Origin of the sequence: Microcoleus sp. w1-18aA5 (assembly GCF_036701705.1) — a bacterium.
In the GTDB taxonomy this organism is placed as follows: domain Bacteria; phylum Cyanobacteriota; class Cyanobacteriia; order Cyanobacteriales; family Microcoleaceae; genus Microcoleus.
Genome location: NZ_JAUPTE010000098.1, coordinates 1 through 21,836 on the forward strand (window position 1 = coordinate 1; position 21,836 = coordinate 21,836).

Annotated in this window: 13 protein-coding genes, 1 pseudogene and 1 CRISPR repeat array; of the genes and pseudogenes, 6 read left to right on the top strand and 8 right to left on the bottom strand. The window is 47.1% G+C overall.

Going from position 1 to position 21,836, the window contains the following annotated elements; translation table 11 throughout:
* The first annotated feature begins 128 nt into the window (after nucleotides 1-128).
* Nucleotides 129-2,849: a CRISPR direct-repeat array (repeat unit 37 nt; unit sequence GCCGCAATTAACCAAACTCCCTATCAGGGATTGAAAC).
* A gap of 51 nt (nucleotides 2,850-2,900) precedes the next feature.
* On the bottom strand, nucleotides 2,901-4,001 hold the full coding sequence (locus Q5691_RS24600) for a precorrin-8X methylmutase (protein WP_333347656.1): 1,101 nt from the start codon (nucleotides 3,999-4,001) through the stop codon (nucleotides 2,901-2,903).
* 161 nt (nucleotides 4,002-4,162) lie between these two features.
* Between Q5691_RS24600 and Q5691_RS24605 the strand changes: the two genes are divergently transcribed.
* Complete coding sequence (locus tag Q5691_RS24605) at nucleotides 4,163-6,076, top strand: heavy metal translocating P-type ATPase (protein ID WP_333347659.1); 1,914 nt, start codon at nucleotides 4,163-4,165, stop codon at nucleotides 6,074-6,076.
* Between the two features lie 318 nt (nucleotides 6,077-6,394).
* The gene (locus Q5691_RS24610) at nucleotides 6,395-8,461 is read left to right on the top strand and encodes an elongation factor G (RefSeq protein ID WP_333347662.1); all 2,067 of its coding nucleotides are present in this window, start codon (nucleotides 6,395-6,397) and stop codon (nucleotides 8,459-8,461) included.
* A gap of 58 nt (nucleotides 8,462-8,519) precedes the next feature.
* On the opposite strand, the gene Q5691_RS24615 is transcribed toward Q5691_RS24610, so the two are convergent.
* From Q5691_RS24615 to petP, 4 genes and pseudogenes are all read right to left on the bottom strand, one after another.
* Entirely contained in the window at nucleotides 8,520-8,789 is a 270-nt protein-coding gene (locus Q5691_RS24615; protein ID WP_333347665.1) for a hypothetical protein, read from the bottom strand.
* A 176-nt stretch (nucleotides 8,790-8,965) separates the two neighbouring features.
* Nucleotides 8,966-9,436: pseudogene (locus Q5691_RS24620) on the bottom strand (Uma2 family endonuclease); the annotation flags it as partial.
* A gap of 290 nt (nucleotides 9,437-9,726) precedes the next feature.
* Entirely contained in the window at nucleotides 9,727-10,821 is a 1,095-nt protein-coding gene (locus Q5691_RS24625; protein WP_333347668.1) for a Get3/ArsA fold putative tail anchor-mediating ATPase NosAFP, read from the bottom strand.
* A 185-nt stretch (nucleotides 10,822-11,006) separates the two neighbouring features.
* Nucleotides 11,007-11,207, bottom strand: a complete 201-nt coding sequence (petP, locus tag Q5691_RS24630) for a cytochrome b6f subunit PetP (RefSeq protein ID WP_333070922.1) — start codon at nucleotides 11,205-11,207, stop codon at nucleotides 11,007-11,009.
* 674 nt (nucleotides 11,208-11,881) lie between these two features.
* Between petP and Q5691_RS24635 the strand changes: the two genes are divergently transcribed.
* Both Q5691_RS24635 and Q5691_RS24640 read left to right on the top strand, forming a co-directional pair.
* Nucleotides 11,882-12,988, top strand: coding sequence for a FecR domain-containing protein (locus Q5691_RS24635; protein WP_333347671.1), 1,107 nt, complete (start codon nucleotides 11,882-11,884; stop codon nucleotides 12,986-12,988).
* A gap of 566 nt (nucleotides 12,989-13,554) precedes the next feature.
* Entirely contained in the window at nucleotides 13,555-15,369 is a 1,815-nt protein-coding gene (locus Q5691_RS24640; RefSeq protein ID WP_333311597.1) for an adenylate/guanylate cyclase domain-containing protein, read from the top strand.
* A gap of 113 nt (nucleotides 15,370-15,482) precedes the next feature.
* Here Q5691_RS24640 and glsA read toward each other — a convergent pair whose 3' ends face one another.
* The gene (gene glsA, locus Q5691_RS24645; RefSeq protein WP_333347674.1) at nucleotides 15,483-16,409 is read right to left on the bottom strand and encodes a glutaminase A; all 927 of its coding nucleotides are present in this window, start codon (nucleotides 16,407-16,409) and stop codon (nucleotides 15,483-15,485) included.
* Between the two features lie 449 nt (nucleotides 16,410-16,858).
* Here glsA and Q5691_RS24650 point away from each other — a divergent pair, with 449 nt between their 5' ends.
* The gene (locus tag Q5691_RS24650) at nucleotides 16,859-17,203 is read left to right on the top strand and encodes a hypothetical protein (protein ID WP_333347677.1); all 345 of its coding nucleotides are present in this window, start codon (nucleotides 16,859-16,861) and stop codon (nucleotides 17,201-17,203) included.
* Here Q5691_RS24650 and Q5691_RS24655 read toward each other — a convergent pair.
* The gene (locus Q5691_RS24655) at nucleotides 17,200-18,192 is read right to left on the bottom strand and encodes a YdcF family protein (protein ID WP_333054271.1); all 993 of its coding nucleotides are present in this window, start codon (nucleotides 18,190-18,192) and stop codon (nucleotides 17,200-17,202) included. The two genes, Q5691_RS24650 and Q5691_RS24655, sit on opposite strands and share 4 nt — an antisense overlap.
* A 353-nt stretch (nucleotides 18,193-18,545) precedes the next feature.
* Nucleotides 18,546-20,033, bottom strand: coding sequence for a polyphosphate:AMP phosphotransferase (gene pap / locus Q5691_RS24660; RefSeq protein WP_333347680.1), 1,488 nt, complete (start codon nucleotides 20,031-20,033; stop codon nucleotides 18,546-18,548).
* 747 nt (nucleotides 20,034-20,780) lie between these two features.
* Here pap and Q5691_RS24665 point away from each other — a divergent pair.
* Nucleotides 20,781-21,764 (top strand): GNAT family N-acetyltransferase, encoded by a 984-nt coding sequence (locus Q5691_RS24665; RefSeq protein WP_333311596.1) that lies wholly within the window; start codon nucleotides 20,781-20,783, stop codon nucleotides 21,762-21,764.
* Nucleotides 21,765-21,836 lie beyond the last annotated feature (72 nt).

The following is a 21,836-nucleotide window of genomic DNA, read 5'->3' on the forward strand; positions in this document are numbered from 1 at the left end:
ATAAGTTTCCCACGATCCCAGACCCATGCAAATACTACCCTTGACAATTTCCCTTTTTCCTTAACTTGTCACCAATGATCAGGGATTGAAACGCCGACAGAGTATCGCCCGGAGCCAAATTTCGAGGCGCCGCAATTAACCAAACTCCCTATCAGGGATTGAAACCAGCCCGCCCACAAGCATTTGGGATAACGGCCAGGCCGCAATTAACCAAACTCCCTATCAGGGATTGAAACTTTGTTAATATTATTTGTGCTTAAATTATGCCTAAGCCGCAATTAACCAAACTCCCTATCAGGGATTGAAACGAATGGCAATCTATCAGCAGCGCCCACTTTGCCAGGCCGCAATTAACCAAACTCCCTATCAGGGATTGAAACATCGAAGGCTCATTAACAGTCCACGGCTCAGACGGGCCGCAATTAACCAAACTCCCTATCAGGGATTGAAACCTCTTCCCCATAATTTGATTCCGGCATAGGGGAAGGCCGCAATTAACCAAACTCCCTATCAGGGATTGAAACCGTGACTGCGGGAGAGATAAAGGGTAGATAAATCCCAGGCCGCAATTAACCAAACTCCCTATCAGGGATTGAAACTGCTCCCAACTCCAATACGGGTAGCTGATAGCCAGCCGCAATTAACCAAACTCCCTATCAGGGATTGAAACTCCCATTATGAACTTTTTCTCAGGCGCGCACCGCCGCAATTAACCAAACTCCCTATCAGGGATTGAAACCACCAGGGCGTACGTACGTAATGCCCCATTAATCCAAGCCGCAATTAACCAAACTCCCTATCAGGGATTGAAACGCGACCTGCATTAGAAGCTGTACCCGGAGCCGCTCCGCCGCAATTAACCAAACTCCCTATCAGGGATTGAAACCTCTGGATGATAGATTTTTAGCGCTTCCCTATCGGCCGCAATTAACCAAACTCCCTATCAGGGATTGAAACCTGACGAAATTTATCAAGAGATGGTCGATCAAGAGCCGCAATTAACCAAACTCCCTATCAGGGATTGAAACCCCAAATGCTAATCACAACCAAGATAATTTCGCACGGCCGCAATTAACCAAACTCCCTATCAGGGATTGAAACTTGAAGGTAAAGGCGCACCATATTTTGTGAAACAGCTTGGCCGCAATTAACCAAACTCCCTATCAGGGATTGAAACAACAACTAATACACCCATCGAATTTAGCATCTTAGAGCCGCAATTAACCAAACTCCCTATCAGGGATTGAAACTCAGCAGCGACTCGCAGCATTATCCCACGACGAGCCGCAATTAACCAAACTCCCTATCAGGGATTGAAACGCCAAAGACTTCCTCCCCTTGAGAAGGGAGAGATTCTTGACCGATCACCCGCTCAACGCCGCAATTAACCAAACTCCCTATCAGGGATTGAAACGAACAGGTTGACCCTAGCAACGTACCGAGAATCGCCGCAATTAACCAAACTCCCTATCAGGGATTGAAACCGCAATCATTGCGGTGGAATTTGCTCCATTGTGCAGGCCGCAATTAACCAAACTCCCTATCAGGGATTGAAACTTAGCTGCCCGGTCACGGTATCGGCTGGCGCGGCCGGGCCGCAATTAACCAAACTCCCTATCAGGGATTGAAACGTAATTTTTGGCTTTTGGGCTATTTTATCAGCCCTGGCCGCAATTAACCAAACTCCCTATCAGGGATTGAAACAAATAAAAGTCAATCTTTTATGTTCGGGGTTTGGCCGCAATTAACCAAACTCCCTATCAGGGATTGAAACGAAGCTCGCGACTGCGTAGTCACCGAGCAAAAAGCCGCAATTAACCAAACTCCCTATCAGGGATTGAAACTTTTAGATATGCCCACAAAACCCATTAAAAAAGCCGCAATTAACCAAACTCCCTATCAGGGATTGAAACAATTTTTACAATGGATTTAGCTCGATCTTCAGAGCGCCGCAATTAACCAAACTCCCTATCAGGGATTGAAACTGCACCCCTTTTTTGATAGCTCCTACCACCATACTGCCGCAATTAACCAAACTCCCTATCAGGGATTGAAACAACTAGAACTGCAACTGACTTACTAATTAATAACGCCGCAATTAACCAAACTCCCTATCAGGGATTGAAACGGCTGCATTGGTAAGTGGAGACAGGCAAGACGACTGCCGCAATTAACCAAACTCCCTATCAGGGATTGAAACCGATTGTCCATTGTCCACTTTGGCAGTTATTGCGAGCCGCAATTAACCAAACTCCCTATCAGGGATTGAAACTTCTACCGACGCTGCGAAAAGACTTGCTCGCATTTACGCCGCAATTAACCAAACTCCCTATCAGGGATTGAAACCTCAATGCACCACAGCAAGATATTTTCCTAAAAAGCCGCAATTAACCAAACTCCCTATCAGGGATTGAAACATCAATCAAAAAATTGATGACAAAATCGAAAAAATCACGCCGCAATTAACCAAACTCCCTATCAGGGATTGAAACCTTGGCATCGCCTCGCCGGATTGAATCGACCCGGGCCGCAATTAACCAAACTCCCTATCAGGGATTGAAACGATCAGAATCCCCCCAAGAATCGCTTCTTCGGGCCGCAATTAACCAAACTCCCTATCAGGGATTGAAACCATATTTTTCTTCACCCATAAACTCATTAATCATTGCCGCAATTAACCAAACTCCCTATCAGGGATTGAAACCAGATCGCTCCCGCGCCATCACAGCAATTATCGACGCCGCAATTAACCAAACTCCCTATCAGGGATTGAAACTTTGCCGGGTGCGAGTTTCCGGTGGCGATTTTAAAAGCCGCAATTAACCTAACTCCCTATCAGGGATTGAAACGAATAAAAGAGTAAAAAACAAATTAAGCCACAATAAACCTAAATTCCCTCTTCACTTGAGATGACAATGACAATTCGGCTTTTCAATCAAAGACTCAACCAAAGCATTCAAAGCAACCGCAGCCAATAATCCGCCGCCAAAAGTCCCCACAGTCGTAATATAAGCAACACCCGATCGCACTAACCGCCGTTTCGCCACCGGAGAATGACTAAAACCGATCGGCATACCAATTACCAAAGCCGGTTGCAGTTGCCCACACTCGATCGCCTCGCAAACCGCCATCAGCACAGACGGCGCATATCCTATCACCAATATACATCCTTTTTCCAGTTTCAACAACTTTTCAAACCACTCACCCTGCCGCCAGAATTCCTGTTCCGCTTCCGCCGCAGCATTGATGTGCGGGTCATTAATTAAAGTTGCAATACTTGTTCCTAAATGCGCCAATCTAGTTTGATCCAAAGCCGCAAAAACAGGCGGCGCATCAGCCACAATTTGACACTGAATTTTCAAAGCTTCCCGCGCCGATTGAATCGCCGTTTCGCTCAACTTCACAAACGGCAGCAGCGAACAATCACCGCAGGCTAACACCAATTTAGAAAGCAAGTCTACCTCAATTTCCGAGCGATCGGCCAAATCCGGCAACAAATGCTGCAACGACTCCCCAAAATCCTCCGGGTGAGTGTGCGCCCCCGCATCCCAACCCTCCCAAAGTTGTTCCAACTCATCCAACCCCCCATCAGTTTCCGCCTGCAACAGCCTTAATTGCGCCAAGGCGTCGGCTTGCACAGCTTGACAGGAAATATCCCGCCCCAGCAATCCTTCCAGCGCCGAAGCCGTTTCTCTGAGGCGAACAATTTGCTGAATAACCGACAGATATTGGCGTTGCAGAGTCGCCATCAGCGCATCAGGGGAAGCATCCGCGTCTGTTTCTAACAGTTTGCGGATGTGAGACAGTTGAAAGCCTTGCTGCTTGAGTGCCACTATTCTTTGGAGTCTTTGCACATCGCTGCGGGTATACAATCTGTAGTTAGAGGTCGATCGTACCGCCGGAGATAGCAGCCCCAAAGCGTGATAATGTCGCACCATCCGAGGGGTAATTGTGCCTTTTACCGCTTCTGTAAGTTGTTTGATTGTCAGGTATTGTTGCATGGGATTTTTTAACCGCAGATATGGGCGGATAAACGCGGATGGACGCAGATGGGTATGGATGGTTATTGAGTTTTGTAATTTTGTTGGGTTTTACTCTTGACATTGACATTAATGTCAACGTTTAGGCTACAGGAGTCATTCTACTAAATCAAGCTTTACAAATGACTTCTAATTCTTTGTCACTTTCTCGCATCTCCCAGTTAGCCGAAGAACATCCAGATGCTGTGACTGCCGCCCTGTGCGGAATTCTAGTAATCTTGGGTTCGCTAGCCCTGCAATTCGGCTGGCTGGGTGTAGCCGTGTTAATCTTGCCCGCAGCTTATGTTATCGGCGGCTATTCCAGTACCCGCGAAGGCTTAACTACCCTTTTTCAAGAACGCGAATTAGATGTAGATTTGTTAATGATTGTCGCTGCTTTGGGCGCGGCCGGTTTGGGCCTGTGGCGGCAAGAATATCATTTAATTGTTGACGGTGCGGTGTTGATTTTAATCTTTGCAATTAGCGGCGCGCTGGAAGGTTATGCTATGCAGCGGACTGAACGCAGCATCCGCAGTTTGATGAGTTTGACGGCGGATACTGCTAGGGTGGTAATGTACGGCGGGGAACGAGAAGTTGCGATCGACAAATTGGAAATTGGCGATTGCATTTTAGTCAAGCCCGGAGAAATCATCCCCACAGATGCGATAATTATTGAAGGCTACAGTGCGATCGATCAAGCCTCGATTACCGGCGAGTCGATGCCCGTGGAAAAAACCAGGGGCGATGAAGTCTATGCAGGTACAATTAACGGTGTCGGCGCGCTGAAACTCGAAGTTCATAAAACTCCAGAAAGCAGCTTGATTCAGCGAGTGATTCGGCTAGTCCAAGAAGCACAAACAGCCGCGCCGCCCTCTCAAATGTTTGTGGAAAAATTCGAGCGCGGTTATGCCAAATTAATTGTCGCTTTAGGCTTACTGCTGGCAACTTTGCCACCCTTTGTTTTGGGCTGGAATTGGGAAGAGACAATCTATCGGGCGCTGATTTTCCTAGTAGTCGCATCCCCCTGCGCGCTGATGGCTTCGATTATGCCGGCGCTGCTTTCGGGAATTGCTAATGGGGCGAGACAGGGGATTTTGTTTAAAAGTGGCGCGCAATTAGAGATGATTGGTAAAGTCAGGGCGATCGCCTTTGACAAAACCGGAACTCTCACCACGGGAAAACCCGAAGTTATCCAAATTGTACCAGCAGCCGGATATACTGAAACAGAAGTTCTGCAATTTGCAGCCGCCCTAGAAGCTCATTCCGAACACGCGATCGCCCACGCAATTGTCAGCGCCGCCCAGCAACAACAGTTACAATTGTCAACCGCTACCGACGTACAAGCAAAAATCGGTCAAGGAATTATCGGTAAAGTCAACAATCAAATCATTGCCATTGGTAAAGCGGAATTTGTCGAAACAACTTCCGAATTGAGTCAAATCAGCCAGCAGTTGCAAGCAGAGGGTAAAACCGTTGTTTGGGTGGCAAAAGGCGATCAACTTTTAGGAATCATTGCAGTAGCAGATACCATCCGCCCCGAAGCAGCAGCAATGGTAAAACGCTTGCAAAAATTAGGCGTAGAACATATAATTATGCTAACCGGCGACAACGAGCAAACAGCTCAACACATCGCCCGTCAATTAGGCATCAACGAAGTGTACGCCGAACTTTTGCCAGAAGACAAAGTGCAGGCAATTAAACAACTGCAAACGCAGTATCAAACTGTAGCAATGGTAGGAGACGGCATCAACGACGCCCCCGCCCTCGCTCAAGCTTCCGTGGGCATTGCGATGGGAATTTCCGGCAGCGATGTGGCTTTAGAAACTGCTGATATCGTATTAATGGCAGATAAGTTAGAGCAACTAGCTAAAGCAATTAGTTTGGGCCGCCGCGCTCAAAAAGTTATCAAACAAAACATTGTTTTTGCACTCAGTTGCATTATGCTGTTGTTGGCGGCTAATTTTTTCGGAAATATCACCATGCCTTTCGGCGTCATCGGTCACGAAGGCTCTACAGTAATAGTAACCTTAAGCGGTTTGCGACTGCTGAGAAATTAGACACGAAAAACCGCTAAAATCGAAGCAGAGCAAGAGTAAAATGCGTTCCCAGACTCTTCCTGGGAACCAAAATTTTATCTGCGTTCATCTGCGTCAATCTGCCTTCATCTGCGGTTAAAAATAAAAAAAAATATTAAGAAAAACTACAATTTGTGTTTGCGTCACTCAAAATACGCTACCGTCAAAAGTATAGAATCATACCAAAATCTGAAGTTGCTCAAAAATGCAATAAAAATTAACCTAGAAAAAGTCTAGAAAATGATAGAGAACTGATTGCACCAAGAGCAATGGAAAACAAGTTTTCTGTTGGAGGCTATTATGAACGAAAAAGTCATTGGGGCCACGCGAAACGTTGCAATTGTTGGCCCTTATTTAAGCGGTAAAACCGCACTGCTCGAAAGTTTGCTGTCGGTGACAGGGACAATTACCCGCAAAGGAAATGTCAAAGATGGCAACACAATAGGTGATAGTTCGCCCGAAGCACGCGATCGCCAAATGAGCGTAGAAGTAAACGCCGCCACGGCTGAATATCAAGGCGTCCGCTTCACATTTCTCGACTGTCCGGGCTCGGTAGAATTTGCCCAAGAAACTTACAATGCGCTGATTGGTGTGGATGCGGCGATAATTGTTTGCGAACCCGTTGCCGATCGCACTTTAACCCTCGCACCCCTGTTTAAATTCCTCGATGATTGGGAAATTCCCCACCTAGTTTTCATCAACAAGATCGATCGAGCTTACACAGACGAAACTACTTGTGGCACCAACTTCACCGAGGTGATCGACGCGCTCAAATCCGTTTCCAGTAGACCGATCGTACCTCACCAATATCCGATCGGCAAAAACGAACAAATCATCGGTTTTATCGACTTAGTAACCGAACAAGCTTACCACTACCATCCGGGCGCCGCCGCAGATCCCGTCCCGCTTCCAGAACACCTCAAAGCACAAGAAAGCGCAGCGCGGCAGCAAATGCTCGAAGAATTGGCGAATTTTGACGACCATTTACTCGAAGAATTGCTCGAAGAAATCAATCCCGACGCCGAAGAAATTACCCGCGATTTAAAGATGGAATTAGGCGCAGATTTAATTGTGCCAGTATTCATCGGCATCGCCGAACAAGATTTCGGTGTGCGGCCTTTGCTGGAAGCTTTGCTGAGAGAAGCGCCGACACCGGAAACAACAGCCGAGCGCCGCGGCATTATACAAAGTGAAAACAAAGTTCTGGCTCAAATCCTCAAAACCTATTACACGCCCCAGGGAGGCAAACTATCGTTAGTGAGAATGTGGCGGGGGACGCTGGCAGACGGAGCAATTTTGAACGGCGTTCGAGTTAACGGTTTGTACCGCTTGACCGGCCAGCAAACGCAAAGTTTGCAGTCTGTCAGCGCCGGGGAAATTGTCGCCTTGGGAAGGCTAGAAGGCTTGAAAACAGGCGATACCCTGGCGCTAGACCGATCGGAAGAATTGCCAAAAGCCGAAATCATCCCGCCTGTCTACGCACTGGCGATCGTCCCAGAAAAGCGCAACGATGAAGTTAAGCTGAGCTCCGCTTTAGCTAAATTGCTAGAAGAAGACCCATCTTTAGTCTGGGAACAGCACGGCGACACTCACGAAATTATACTTTGGGGTCAAGGCGAAATCCACCTGAAAGTAGCCTTGGACAGGTTGCGCCGCAAGTATAACTTGCCGATGCTAACTCACTTACCGCAAGTGCCGTACAAAGAAACCATCCGCAAACCTGCATCTTCTATCCACGGGCGCTACAAACACCAAAGCGGCGGACACGGACAATTCGGCGACGTGTACCTCGACATTCAGCCGCAGCCACGAGGCGAAGGCTTCAATTTCACCGACAAAATAGTCGGCGGCGTCGTCCCAAAACAGTACATTCCCGGCGTGGAAGTGGGAGTGCGCGAATATTTGGATCGCGGCCCGCTGGGTTTCCCGGTGGTAGACGTAGCGGTGACGCTGACGAACGGTTCCTACCATTCTGTGGACAGTTCCGAACAAGCTTTCAAGCAAGCGGCGCGTTTGGCGATGCAGGAGGGAATGGCGAAGTGCGAACCGGCATTGCTGGAGCCGATCGCCAAAGTTGAAATTTGCGCTCCGAACGAGTGTACATCAAAGGTGTTGCAGTTGGTCAGCGGACACCGCGGCCAAATTCTGGGCTACGAAGGTAAAAAAGACTGGAAGGGATGGGATGCAGTTTCTGCTTATTTGCCGATCGCAGAAATGCAGAATTTGATCGTAGAATTGCGATCGCAGACAATGGGAGTAGGATTTTTTAATTGGGAGTTCGATCGATTGCAAGAAGTGCCGGAACCTTTAGCTAAGCGGGTTTTGCTAACAACTGGCGGCAATGGGAATGGTAACGGTAAAAGTTAGGTAATTGTCTTAAAAAACCCGGTTTCTTGAAGAAACCGGGTTTTGGTACGACTTGCAATTACAATTCATTGGGGTCGATTCCCATTTCTCGGAGTCTTGATTCTAAAGCTTGCGATCGCGATCGTTCTTGTTCCAGCAAAGTTTCTGCTTGCTGTGCCCGTGCTTCCGCCTGCTGGATCAGTTGAGCGAGTTCCACAAAACTCACAAACGGTTCTCCCGACGGCCCGAACATTTCGAGTCCGGTTTCGGACAATCCAAAGCGCACGCCGAGTCTGGGACTAATCCAACCGTCGTAAGGATTCAGGTCACTGAACTCCTTGCTGGGCAAAGACTTTAGATATGGAGCTTGATACTAAATCAATCTCTATTCTCAATAAACCACGAAAAACTGTCACTTCTCCTCGTTTATTGACAATTAACCACGAAAGACAAAAACCCTTATTTTGCCCTAAAACCCTTGCCAGACAAGCGTTGGAGCCGCAAGTTTTTAGACCTGAATCCTTACCAACCGTCTATTTGTTCGATCGCCTCTAACTCTTCCTCAACCCGCTGCCATCCTGTCAATTCTAATGTTTGCGGCTCGTACAAATAGTATTCTTCTACACCGTAACGTTCGTAAAATTTGAACTTTTGAATCATTGCAGCGGGCCGATTTCCCGGCGACCACATTTCAAACACAACTTGTGGTGGAATATTATCTTCATTCCACTGTTGATAGGAACCACGATAACCTTTTGGTCTACCAAAAACTACCATCACATCTGGTGCTTGGCAAAGTTTATTATTTCCTTCTACGGGATACCAAAGCAAATCGCCGGCTACGAAAACATCAGGGTCATTCGCAAATAATAGTTCGGAATTTTCCTTAATCCAAACGATTAATCGGAATTGCTCAGTATTGTCTGACATTGGTTCTCCGTTGTCATCTGGGTAGATAATATTTGATTTATCGGGAGATTGCAGTTGTGTAACCATGCTGTTTTCCCAAATTTGATGGTGACTTTAGAGCGTGTCTGGTTATATAAATATCATAAGGAATCGGCGGTTGAAACCGCGTCTTGTCAAACGAAGTCTGCCTCCGCAGACTAACAGATCCACTTGTTACCAGGCTCTGCCTGGTAACGCTGATCCGGAGGCTCTGCCTCCAATTTTCCTCCGCAATCGAGGCAGAGCCTCGCTTACATCGGTTCCCAGGCAGAGCCGGGGAACCAGGGAATTCATCCGTGTATCCGTGTCAAAATCCGTGTCGTGCCTTCTTCCTTACCCTAAAAAGAAATAATCAAGTAACCATTCAGGAACTTAGCACCAGTAACAGACTTTCCAGTTAGCGCCGGAGGCAGCAAAATATTGCGCCGCTGATCGCCCGCTTCGATCGTCACTTCCGGCCCCGATTGAATCAATTTAATTTCTTTCTTGTCAAACCCAGGCAAAAACAAACTAACTTGACGCTGTGCAATGTTGATGTTAATGGGTTGAGGAGCTTTTGCCGCCTGAGAAAAATCTGGCAAAGCATCAATTAGCGGCTGCCAATTATTGTCACTGTGCGCCGGAACCGAAACAGCCGTCAAAGGATCAAACTCGGCAGTAATAGCTTCTGTAACCGATGCTTGATTAACAATGACACCGCCCACAGTCAAACCAACTTGTTGAGAACTTCCCCAAAGATAGCGGGCAGTTGCGATCGCACTTGCATCCGCAGTCGTCACCAAAAAAGCTGCCGTGCGGTTCGGATCTGCCAGCGCTTCCTTACCCTTATCCAAAAGATTATCGACTTGCTTAGTAGATTGAAAAGCATTGTCTCCCGACAAATCCACAGTCAACACGGTACTGACAACCGGTTGAATAAAAGGCGACAAAGCTTTACCCAAATCCGAATCTACCAAAGCTTGACGGAACCTGCGGATGTACCAACTCAGAATTTCCGGCATTCCCAGCATCCGCAGCGTATCCATGCCGCCATTGCCGTCATAAACAATTACATCGTATTGTTTGCTGTCCTCGTATTCCCGAAGTTCGTTCAACGCCAGGGCGCTGTCCATTCCCGGCAACACCCCTAATTCTTGACCGTAAATCTGCTTGAAAAACGGAGTGCGGACATATTGAGCTTCTAGTTGTTTAACTTCGTCCCACCTGCGTTCTAGCAGCGGCGCGCTTTGCACCTGAACTGCTTTGAGGTTGGGGGCGATTTCCTGGGGGTTGAGAGTCAGGGGAGTCCCTAGCAGGATGCCCAATGCAGGGCCCGGATCTTGGCCGAGCAGCAGAACTCGCTTGCCTTGAGCCGCGTATTTTTTAGCTGTTGCGATCGCGATCGTGCTGCGGCCAGTGCCGCCTTTGCCCAAAAATGTCAAAATCAAAGCCATTTTCTGTTCTCACTGCCAAAGCTTACTCTTTAACATTTAAGCGCAACCTTCAGCCAGAGTGGGGGAGGGGGGCAGTTGTCAGTTGTCAGTTGTCAGTTGTTATTGGTAGCAGCTAACAACTCACACATCAGGAATCAGAAACAACCACTACCGACTGCCCACTGCCCACTGACAACTGCCTTCTGTTAAACGGGTTCTAGCTCATCTTCAAAGAACCAAGTCGCAAAACCGTCAAACTTGACAACCACGCCTACTCCGCTACCGTCAACCATTTTGAATCCGTCAACAGTGCCTACTGGATTCTCCTTTATCTTGCCCACTATATTTGCAGGTATCCGATCTCTGAGACGGCGCACCTTCACTCTCTGACCTACTTCTATTGCCACTGAAATTGTTCTCCTGCTCTATATAACCTATATACAACCGTTTATTTTACAGTTTGGCGTCTACTTCTCAACAGCAACACCAGCAGGCGATCGCTCGCTATGATTTTCCCTCGAAATTTCCACCAACTTTCCCTAAAAAACGGTATTCTAGTCGGAGTTCGTCGATCGTCTACCCGGATTCGCTTGGGTTTGCCTCATCAGGTTACACAGCGGCAAGCTCAACTTCCAGAGCCTCGCGCACCACGGAGATAATTATTTTTTATCCATTCCCAAAAACAATCTTTTTATTAATTGCCACAACTACAGGATTTATTTTTAATTAGTCATCCTTCCGGAAGAAGCCAAAAGACATTCAGAAGCAGTAATTAATTTTATATTTGCTATCTATATATAAATCTTCTATTTCTAACGTTGACATTGGCTAACATCAATGCTGTAAAGCACTTGGAGTCTGGATTGCAAAATTTTCCGAAGGTCAGATTGTAGTAAACGGTCATGTTGTAACAGTTTACTACAATCTGACAATAAAAAAAAGATTTAATGCTAAAATCTCATGCTGAGAAAGTTTATTTTTGCTGCTGTGTTACGGCATAAAAAGTCGAACGATTGCCGGATTTAGGGTGTCTGATACAGGAAAGGAAGTGTAGAAACTTCAATATGACAAAGTTGAAATTATGAATAAAATTTTTACCTGTGGGCGATCGACCAAAATTCCGCTCCTAAGTTTGTCCTTGGCTGTGGTGGCAAGTCTGCTGCCCTTTCCTGGGACGATCGCCAGTCCGCTCTCTGCATCCCCCAAACAGCCGTCTAACCCTACTAAAATTATCTCAGTCGATCGACAGCCAGCACTACCAACCGCCTCAAAATCTCCCAAAAATCCGACAACAGTGGCGGCGAATCCATCCCCAGCAGAGATGATAAACGCTCAGGCAACAACGGGCGCGCGATCGCTCGAAATAGAAGAAATTCGCGGTACAGTCAGCTTTAAAGGGCGGCCGGCGGTTGTGGGCGATCGGCTACTCGCCCCCGGAGACGAAATCATCACCGGCCCCGATTCCACAGCCCGTTTAGGCATCGACAACAACCTCGGCACCGTGGAAGTTGGCGAAAAAAGCGCAGTCAGAATATCCAATTTGTCAAGCAGTGCAGGCGGCGAAAAAGACACAGCCATTTTTGTCAGCAGGGGGCGAGTCAGGTTGTCGATCGGCAAAACTGCGGCGACAACTCCCGCAGCCAGCACCTCAACAATTATCCCGCCGAACCAAATAGCGTCCCTCAATACCTTCAGCGGACTCGGCAAATCGAGTCAAATTGCCCAACAAAAAAAATCTGCCAAAACCGCCCCAGTCAGGGTTGAAACCCCAGAAGGCGTTGCGGGAGTCCGCGGCACTTCCTTTGGCGTCAGTGTCGGCGGGGGTAAAACCGCAGTCGAAACGATTGAAGGTGAAGTCGTAGTATCCGGCAACACCGACTCGGAAGTAGTTGTCAACAGCGGCAACTCCACGACAATTTTCCCTCAAACCTCGCCCGTGGCGCCCTCAGCCAGCCCTCGCCTAGCTAAACTCAAAGTCCGCAGGTTGTTGAGACTCAGCGGCAATATCTATCGCCTCAGCGGTCAAATTAACCCGATCGACACACTTTATGTCAACAACGAAGCTATTAAGATCGATCAAAATGGCAACTTCAAGATCCAAGGAATTTTACCTCCAAGCCGCCGCCTCCAAATCGTAGTGCGAGGGCCGTCAGTCACAGAACGGCACTACAGCCTCGCCGTTCCCTAAACAACCTCTCAGAGCCAATTGCGCGGGCAGTCTCTGAGGATCTGAGTTAGATCGTAAGTTTTAGTTGAGTTGATTATTTCGTGTAAGGGCGAAGCATTTCGCGGTGAAACTTCGTAAGCCCAGCCGCGTCTAAATCTTAAAGTCAAGTTTAATTCAATTATTGTGAGGTGTCCCGCTCGCCTACAAATATAATTTAGATGCCCAAGAGATTACTCAAAATAAATAAATTTGGCGTTAACCTTTCGCCATTACGGTTTTGTAAAACTTCATGACTATCATATGCGTTCCGGTTGCATCGGAATCATAAAATCGAGTCAATAGTTAACAGTCAAGCATTCAGTTTTTAAATAGCAAGTCAACAGCCAACAGTCAACAGTTAACAATCAACAGGAGTGCCACCGCAATTGATATATAGCTATCCTCGCATCCTTTGTGAATTTCTTACTCCCTCCCCTTGATAAGGGGAGGGTTGGGGTGGGGTAAAAAATTTAAAAAGGATGCGAGGATTGATATAACTCCTCTCGAAGGTCGGACTCAAATGTCAATGATTTCGTCAAATTAATTGCATGAAGTTCAAAGAATGGATCGATCATCTCAAACAAAATCAACTGCTCGGCCTCCGGCAATATATAGCAACAAATCCTCCCTGGATGACAGGGGCAGTAGTAGGTATAATGTCTGTCATCATGCTGCAAGTGGGAATGTGGAAACCCCTTGAATATTTGGGATACAAAACTCTCTTTCAAATTCGAGAATTGGGAATTTTGCCCAATCCCGGATGGGATGAGAGAATTGTGGTAATTGCGATCGAACGGCATTCCCTGCAAGAATACGGTCAATTTCCTTGGCCCCGCAACCGCTACGCCGAACTGCTAGAAGCACTGAAAAAATCTCCCCCTACAGCAGTTGGTTTTGACATTCTTTTTCTCGATCCAAGTCCGAAAGATGATATTTTAGCCGCTGCAATCGTCGCCAACGGCAAAGTTGTACTCCCTAGAACCCCCAAAGAAGAACCCGTAGCCTCTTTAAAAGCAGCCGCCGCAGGTGTCGGCCACATCAGCCAAGAAGCCGATAGCGACGGTATTACCCGCGAGTCAAAAATCTTTCTCAACGGGATTCCTAATTTCGGTTTAGCCATGACTCACAGGTACAATGCTGCTAATCCCCAAGATCCAGTATTGCTTCCACATTCAAAAAATAAGCAGGAAAAAAAAGTTTGGATTAACTGGCCGGGGAAAACAGAAAATCTATCTACCTATGGTTTTGTTGATGTCGTAGAAGGTAGAATTCCCGCAGATGCTCTGACCAATAAGTTAGTTTTAGTGGGCATAGTTGCTACGGGATTCGACCCCATATCTTCACCCCTCAACAAGACTACGGCTGGGGTTTATTTATATGCAGCGTTGGTTGACAATGTGCTCAATCAACGCTTGCTGCAGCGGCTGCCGGTAGTGGTAGAAATTTTGTTATTGTTGGGGATTGGCCCGCTTACTGCTTTGGTTCTGGGCAAGCGAGGTGTTCAAGAGAGAATTGCGATCGCTCTCGGTTTGCCTATAATTTGGATTGCGGCTGCTGCTTTGTTATTTGGCTTCTTTTTTTGGTGGGTTCCGATTGCCGCACCTATCGGCACTCTCATTTTATCTAGCACTGCTTTGCAACTGCGGGAACAGTACGAAAAGCAGCAGTTGATGAGGTTATTTGAAAAGCACGTCGATCCAGAGACTGCTCAGCTTATTTGGCAACGCAAAGCTGAGATATTTGAACAGGGAGAACTCGAACCTCAAGAACTTACAGCAACGGTGCTGTTTATGGATATTCGTAGTTTTACTTCGATTTCAGAAAAAATGCCGCCGCGAGATTTACTCACCTGGCTGAACAATTATTTGCAAGCGATGACCAACTGTATTATGGATCACGGCGGCGTTGTAGATAAATACATCGGTGATGCAATTATGGCAGTTTTTGGGGTGCCTTTTTGCCATACCGAATATGGACAAATTCAACAAGATGCTTTGAATGCAGTTGCGGCTTGTATTGCGATGCACGAACGGCTGCACCAACTTAATCAGCAGCTTAGAATTGAACGCAAACCTTTAATTAAGTTTGGCATCGGTTTGCATACCGGACAGTTAGTTGCTGGCAGCGTGGGCGGTTCCAGGCGTTTGAATTATTCTGTGATCGGCGATGCTGTCAATGTTGCTGCTAGATTGGAGGCGATGAATAAGGAAATTGTTTCTGACAGTCCTTTTAATTTGTTGGTGACGGCGAGGACTTTTTCTTACGTGCGCGATCGCTACGAAGGCCAAAAAGTAGGCTCGATTCAATTACGCGGCAAAAAAGAAGAGACTGTGGTTTATGCTATTTTGGGCGAAAAGCATTAGTCAGTTGTCAGTTGTCAGTTGTCAGTTGTCAGTAGGGAAAATTACCTTTTTTCCAATTCCCCATTAGACATTCCCCATTCCTAATGACTACTGACTACTGACTACTGACCAATCTAATCAAATACGCTTAGCCGCAGACTGTGAGCTATTTTTTCTAATAGAAATAAGCCACCGATAGAATTTCCGTCTTTATCCAGGGGCGGACTGTAAAAGCCGATCGCACCTTGACCCGGAATTACCGACAGCATTGCCCCGCTAACTCCCGACTTGGCCGGCAGTCCCACCCGCAGCGCAAAGCGGGCGGATGCTTCATACAAACCGCAAGTTGCCATCAGTGCTTTGACAGTACGGCTGTTTTCGCCGATTTGTCGATCGCCACTTTTTACCAAAACCATCCCCAGCTTAGCTAAATCCTCCACACTTCCCGACAAACAGCAGACGCGGTTGTAGGTTTCTAAAGCAATTTCTGCATTTTGAATATAACCAGATTCTACCATTCTCAAGGCTAGATTCCAATTGTTTGGATTCGGATTTGTCTTCACTGAATCGAGCATTAACTCATCAAGAAATAACTGACTGTTTGCCTGTTGATTTAACCATTCGAGCAAGTTTTGACAGCGCGCCACAGCATTTTGACCGGGAATCAAAGACGCTAGGGCGATCGCCCCGCTATTAATCATCGGATTTCTCGGCTTCCCTTCGTCTATTTCGAGTTGAATGAGGGAATTGAAAGGCAGTTCCGAAGGCTCACAACCAACGCAGTCAAATACCCTTTTTTCGCCCAATTCGCACAGCAAATAAAGCAGCACAAAGGGCTTGACTACACTCATCAGCGGGAATGTTTGAGCAATGCTACCCCAGCTCACAATTTGACCGTCAATTGCCCTAATTTGCACGGCAAACCCTTGTCGATCGGCTTGCGCTAGGAGAGGTATGTACGCAGGGATTTGACCAGATTTACTGCGATTAATTGCCTCTTTTGCCCAAGCTGCCAGTTGTTCCGGTTGCAAGCAAGATAGTTTGCTGGTGGATATTTTCACGCTCGATTATTTAGATTATTTAAAATTTTAGATTGGCATTCCTGGCGCGATATTGAGCCAGAAACCCCGTTTATTAACCGAATTGCGTCACTTGGGCCCGCTGCGGGAAGAAACGGGGTTTCTTCGGGGAGCTCAACCAAGCTTGAACTTCAGGCTATTGACGTTTCTGCCCGCCGGGAGCAAATGAATTTTTCACAAAAAACCTGTACTTTGCATAAACATCTCCTCTTCACCCCGATATATAAGTAGCAGGTTCAAGGCCAGGCTGCTATCTAAAACAAACCACCACTAGCTAGAAATGCCTTCAGATGCTTATGTTGAAGGCCCAGCCAGGAGCGGGGTGCATATTTAACTTAATTCTTTCAGAGTTCGCGAAATCCTGTCCGGAAAACCCCCGAACCTTTAAGAATGTACTATCCAACCGGATTCACCAAAACCAGGATAAAAAAATGGCAGAAGAACCGAAAGCAGAAGCACCAAAGCCCGCTCCCATGATTTTTAAGGGTGTGTGCAAGGAGGGAGTTCTCAAAGGCAAAGAAATTGAAGGCAAACTAGATATCAAAGTCAACGTCGAATCTGTCACAACCCCAGAAGCAACGCCCAAAAAATCCGAGTGGGAGCCAGTTATCTTTTGGGTATTGTTTGCTTTCATGGCAAACTTGATTGTCGGCGACCCCGCCGGAATGAGAAAAAAATACAGCTCCCCACAAAGGTCTTCTTCTCATCAGATGTTAAACCAATCTGGGGAGCAGTCGCTGTTGCCTAAGAAAAACACCAGCAACTTGCCAATTTAGGCTCTGGGAGCCTGCCAGCCGCGCAAATAGTAATAAAAAGACCCGAAATATTCATCGAATACTCGCGTCGTAGTTACCAAAGCTTCTGCACTGGGCAGAAAATCTCCCGCGTCTAAGCGGAGTCTGGATTTCCCTCCTGCCGTGGGTTGAAAAGTGTAGAAGTCGGTAGCCCTAGGAATCACCTGGATTCCCATATTCGCAAAAGCGAGGCTGGCACGGCGCATCTGAATCGCAGATGTTACCAGGATTACTTTGCGCGGGGCGCCACGGCTGTCGAGTATCTTTCTCACTTCTTCAGCGCTGGTGCGTATGTTGCTGCCGTTATCGTCTAAAACGATACTGCTCCGCGGCACGCCCATGTTGTTTGCCAGCAAAGTCTCGATATCCTTCGCTTCCCCAACATAACCCTCCAACTCGGGTCTGGGGCCAGCGGTAACGATGACCATCGGTGCCACTTTTTGGCGGTACAAAACGGCAGCATAGGGCAGGCGATTGCCTGTATCTGTCAGTTGAATCGCTACTCGGTTGGGGATGTGAGGCTGAGTGGTTCCCTTGCCTAGGAGAACTATCGCCGCGGCAGTTTCATCGCAGCAAGCTGTGCGGACGGCGGCAGCGGCGTCCCGTTCTGCTTGGTCGGCGAACCAGTAAGCGACAACTGGCATACTCGAAAGGATCAAAACTAGCAGCGCTGCCAGGATCATTCTCGGCGCCGGGTTGCGGATGCCCCCGTTCGTGATCAGCGCCGATGCAATCACCAGCAGAGTGATGGAAAAACCCAGCGGCTTAAAGAAGAAGGCTATGAGCCCGAAAATCGCTGCTCCGACTGGTGTGTCTGGCGCAAAAAAAGCCAGGAACAAAAGGCTGATCAGCAGCAAAACGCGCAGTCGGTCTAATAACGGATTGTCTTTACCTCCTGATTGATCCCACCACGATTTGATCAGTGAGAACAGGAGGAATAGAAATAGAATGCGAGCTAACAGTTCTGGCATCTTGCAATATTCTGTGTCTTCATAAATTAGTACGGAAGTGTGGAAACGAGCGCGAATTTAGCTGCGGGAGGAAATACGGGCATCGGTGGGTTTTTAACTTTCGCGAATAACGCAGTCCGATCGCACTTATCCTGATGCTCGATTCCGGTCAGCTATCAACTATTGGTTGCAGGGTGAAACCCGCTACTTCCAGTCACAGATTGCTGACAGTTAATTGGTAATTGATAACTGGTAATGGTTGATTGGTAATTGGTAATGGATCGAGCACCCCGCAGGTGGAATTGACAATTCAAGCCTGCTTTGTTCTGCCTACTTTTTTCCCCATTACCTGTTACCGATTCAGCACTCCCAATTTATCGGCGCTTCAGTTGATTCCGAATTGCCTGCGTTACCGTTTGAATTACTTTAACACGAGCATAATACTTGTTATTGGCCGCAATTAGCGTCCAGGGAGCAGCCGGCGTGCTGGTGCGCTGAATCATTTGATTCACCGCTACTTCATAATAATTCCACTTTTCCCGATTCCGCCAATCTTCCTCGGTGAGTTTGTATTGTTTAAATGAATTGTTTTGCCGCTCTGTAAACCGCTTTAGTTGCTCGTCAGGACTGATGTGCAGCCAGAATTTAACTAAGACACAACCGAAACTGGTGAGTTGCTCCTCAAATTCGTTGATTTCCTGATAAGCTCGGCGCCATTCGGGTTCGGTGGCAAATCCTTCGACTCGCTCGACGAGCACTCTACCATACCAACTTCGATCGCAAATGCTGATTTTACCAGCAGTTGGCAGCCGCTGCCAGAACCGCCAGAGGTACTGATGCGCTTTTTCTTCGTCTGTGGGTACCCCAAAGGCATTAACGGTGTAACTGCGGGGGTCTAGGATGTCCGTCAAGCGTTTGATTGCTCCTCCTTTACCGGCGGCGTCCCAACCTTCAAAGAGCACTAACACGGGGATTTCCTCTTCGTAGATGCTTTGTTGCAGTTTCCCAAAACGGGTTTGTTCCTCGCGAAGTTGCTGTTTGTATTCGTCGGGCGACAGCGATTGAGTTAAATCTACTTGGGCCAGCAAGTCGGGTTCGGTGGGTTGTAAGTGTTCTTGATGCGGCAATTGTATCGGTGCTGATTGCATCGTTAGTCTGTCTAAGGCTTCTGTAATTGTCGCTGCCATTTGCGTTAAAACTTTGACTCTCGCCCACCGCTGACAATCGCCTTCTACTAGCGTCCAAGGTGCGGGGCCCGTGCCGGTTTGGGCTACCATTTCTTCGGCAAAAGTTGTGTATTCTTCGTATTTTTTGGCTTGTTTCCAATCTTCTGGCCGCACTCGCCAAGCTTGTAAGGTGTCGTCTTCTAGTTTTTTGAGCCGATGCTTGAGTTCTTTTTTGCTCAAGTGAATCCAAAATTTGGCAATTGCGGCGCCGTCATCAACCATCTGCCGCTCGAAGGCGTTGATTTGCCTGATTGCTGTGGGTACTTCGGCGTCGGAGACTCGATCGAACAATCGGTCTTCTAAAATGTGAGTGTACCAACTGTGGTAGAAAAAACCAATTTTGCCGCGGGCGGGGAGTTTCTGCCAAAACCGCCATAGGAAAGGATAGCCCATTTCTGCATCGGACGGCGGCCAAATCGGGTGGACGGCAAATCCCCGCGGGTCCATGTACCCCACCATTTGTTTGACTAAAGCACCCTTGCCGGCAGCGGCCCAGCCTTCGAGAACGATAATTGCGGGCAATTTTTTTTCCCAGCAGGCTAGTTGGAGCGATCGCAACTGTTGCATTAAAATTTCTATCTTGGCATCATAGGTTTCTTTATCCAGGGAGATATCTAAATCGAGGTTGTCGAGCATATTTACCTCATATTAATCTGTAAAAAACAGTTTAACGTTAGTTTAACGTTAGGATAAAATTAAATCCTCAACTCAGGGAAAAACGTTATAAAAATTACAGTTACGGCTGGTCAAAAGCCGGAGCGCTCCTGCAATCAAATGCCAGCCTCGTTAATACTAGCAACATTCCCTCAATTTCCAAGTTGCAAAAAAAAACAGCTCAGGTTATAGTTGAAATAGGCAACTTTTAAATAAGTTCAACTTCTCCCCTATCCCGATCGGGCGAGTTAACACGAGGAGCCAAAAAACCCTGAAAAAGGATTTATTGTAAAACAGAGCAAAAGTAAAAATCAACTACCCGGTGGGGGTGACAACTTCTTTACTTAGCTGTAGAAACTTTATTCAAACAATAGTTACTTAAGCACCAAGCTTGGTAACGCAAGAGAGCGCGACTCATCGACATCCAGCCATAAAGTCCAATACAAAACTAGCCCAAAAGGGCAAACCAATTTTTATGATTGCGCTATGAGATAAAACCTGAAAGCCTGGGTGATATAAACAGGTTTCTGAGTTTTATCGACACCATTCTCAAATACTAAAAACAGTTTAGGTGCGGGTTCGCGTGTCCGCCCCACAAGAGTATTTATTTCTTGTGGAACAGGCCGGAGTGCCTGTTACTGACATTTGTCCAAAATGTCTGAATTACTGTACTTGTTTGCCAATACCAATTAAGAGGAACAGTCCGAAATTACGGATTGCAAGTTTTTTATGAATATCCTGACAACACGCTCGTACAAGGGCGAAACTGACTGGTGCGCGATCGCAAATTTGATCGATGCTTGCGAAGCAGTGGATCGACTCGGCGAAGAAGTGTCAGCAACTGAACTCAAGCTAATACTTGATGCACCCAAACTCGACAAAGCCCGCGACGTGCAGTTGTGGGAAGATGGTAATTACAAACTAATCGGTTTGTCACTCCTAGATATACCAGATTTTCCGGCTGAAATAGACGCTTGTCTGTGGTTTTATGTGCATCCAAATTTCCGGGGCGAAGGATTAGAAAAAGACATAATTAAGTGGGGAGAAAAGCGGCTGCGCGAAGTGGCGAAAGAACGGAACTTGCCCGCGAAATTGCGTACCTACAGCCGGGAGGATAAAACAGATGAAATCATGCTTTTAAAAAAACAGGGCTTTGAGGTCGATCGCTATTTTTGGACAATGGCCCGATCCCTCGCTGAACCAATACCAACACCCGAATTTCCCGCAGATTTTGTGCTGACACACGTATCAGGAGAACAAGACATCCAACCCTGGGTAGAAATGTTCAACCAGTCATTTATCGATCACTGGAATCACCACGATTTAACTGCCGAAACCGTGCGTTATTGGATGCAAGATCCGAATTATAAGCCGGAATTAGACTTGATTGCTGTTTCGGGCGATTCTCTGCGGGATAGCTTCGCTTCACGAAAATTTGCAGCTTTCTGCGACTGTCAAATCAAACCCCAAAAAAACGCCCGCAGTGGCACAAAAGACGGTTGGATTGAATTGTTGGGTACGCGGCGCGACTTTCGGAAAATGGGTTTAGGAAAAGCGATGCTATTAGCTGGTTTGCATAAGTTGAAAGCAGCGGGTGCAAACACAGCTAAACTCAGCGTTGATGCTGACAGTTTGACGGGGGCAACAAAGCTTTACAAATCAGTGGGTTTCCACCCGATGGAAACTTGGATCGAGTGGGCTAAGACTGTGTAAGTAGATAGGCGGGAAAAAACCAATCTATGTAACAAAACATTAAGTTGCCTGATTGGAGTTAAACTTAAGACG

Excerpts from the sequence above, each read along its gene's own strand:
- pap (WP_333347680.1), bottom strand. The coding sequence starts at position 20,033 with ATGCTCGACAACCTCGATTTAGATATCTCCCTGGATAAAGAAACCTAT.
- Q5691_RS24610 (WP_333347662.1), top strand. The coding sequence starts at position 6,395 with ATGAACGAAAAAGTCATTGGGGCCACGCGAAACGTTGCAATTGTTGGC.
- Q5691_RS24635 (WP_333347671.1), top strand. The coding sequence starts at position 11,882 with ATGAATAAAATTTTTACCTGTGGGCGATCGACCAAAATTCCGCTCCTA.
- Q5691_RS24665 (WP_333311596.1), top strand. The coding sequence starts at position 20,781 with ATGAATATCCTGACAACACGCTCGTACAAGGGCGAAACTGACTGGTGC.
- Q5691_RS24650 (WP_333347677.1), top strand. The coding sequence starts at position 16,859 with ATGGCAGAAGAACCGAAAGCAGAAGCACCAAAGCCCGCTCCCATGATT.
- Q5691_RS24600 (WP_333347656.1), bottom strand. The coding sequence starts at position 4,001 with ATGCAACAATACCTGACAATCAAACAACTTACAGAAGCGGTAAAAGGC.
- Q5691_RS24640 (WP_333311597.1), top strand. The coding sequence starts at position 13,555 with ATGAAGTTCAAAGAATGGATCGATCATCTCAAACAAAATCAACTGCTC.
- Q5691_RS24625 (WP_333347668.1), bottom strand. The coding sequence starts at position 10,821 with ATGGCTTTGATTTTGACATTTTTGGGCAAAGGCGGCACTGGCCGCAGC.
- Q5691_RS24605 (WP_333347659.1), top strand. The coding sequence starts at position 4,163 with ATGACTTCTAATTCTTTGTCACTTTCTCGCATCTCCCAGTTAGCCGAA.
- Q5691_RS24655 (WP_333054271.1), bottom strand. The coding sequence starts at position 18,192 with ATGCCAGAACTGTTAGCTCGCATTCTATTTCTATTCCTCCTGTTCTCA.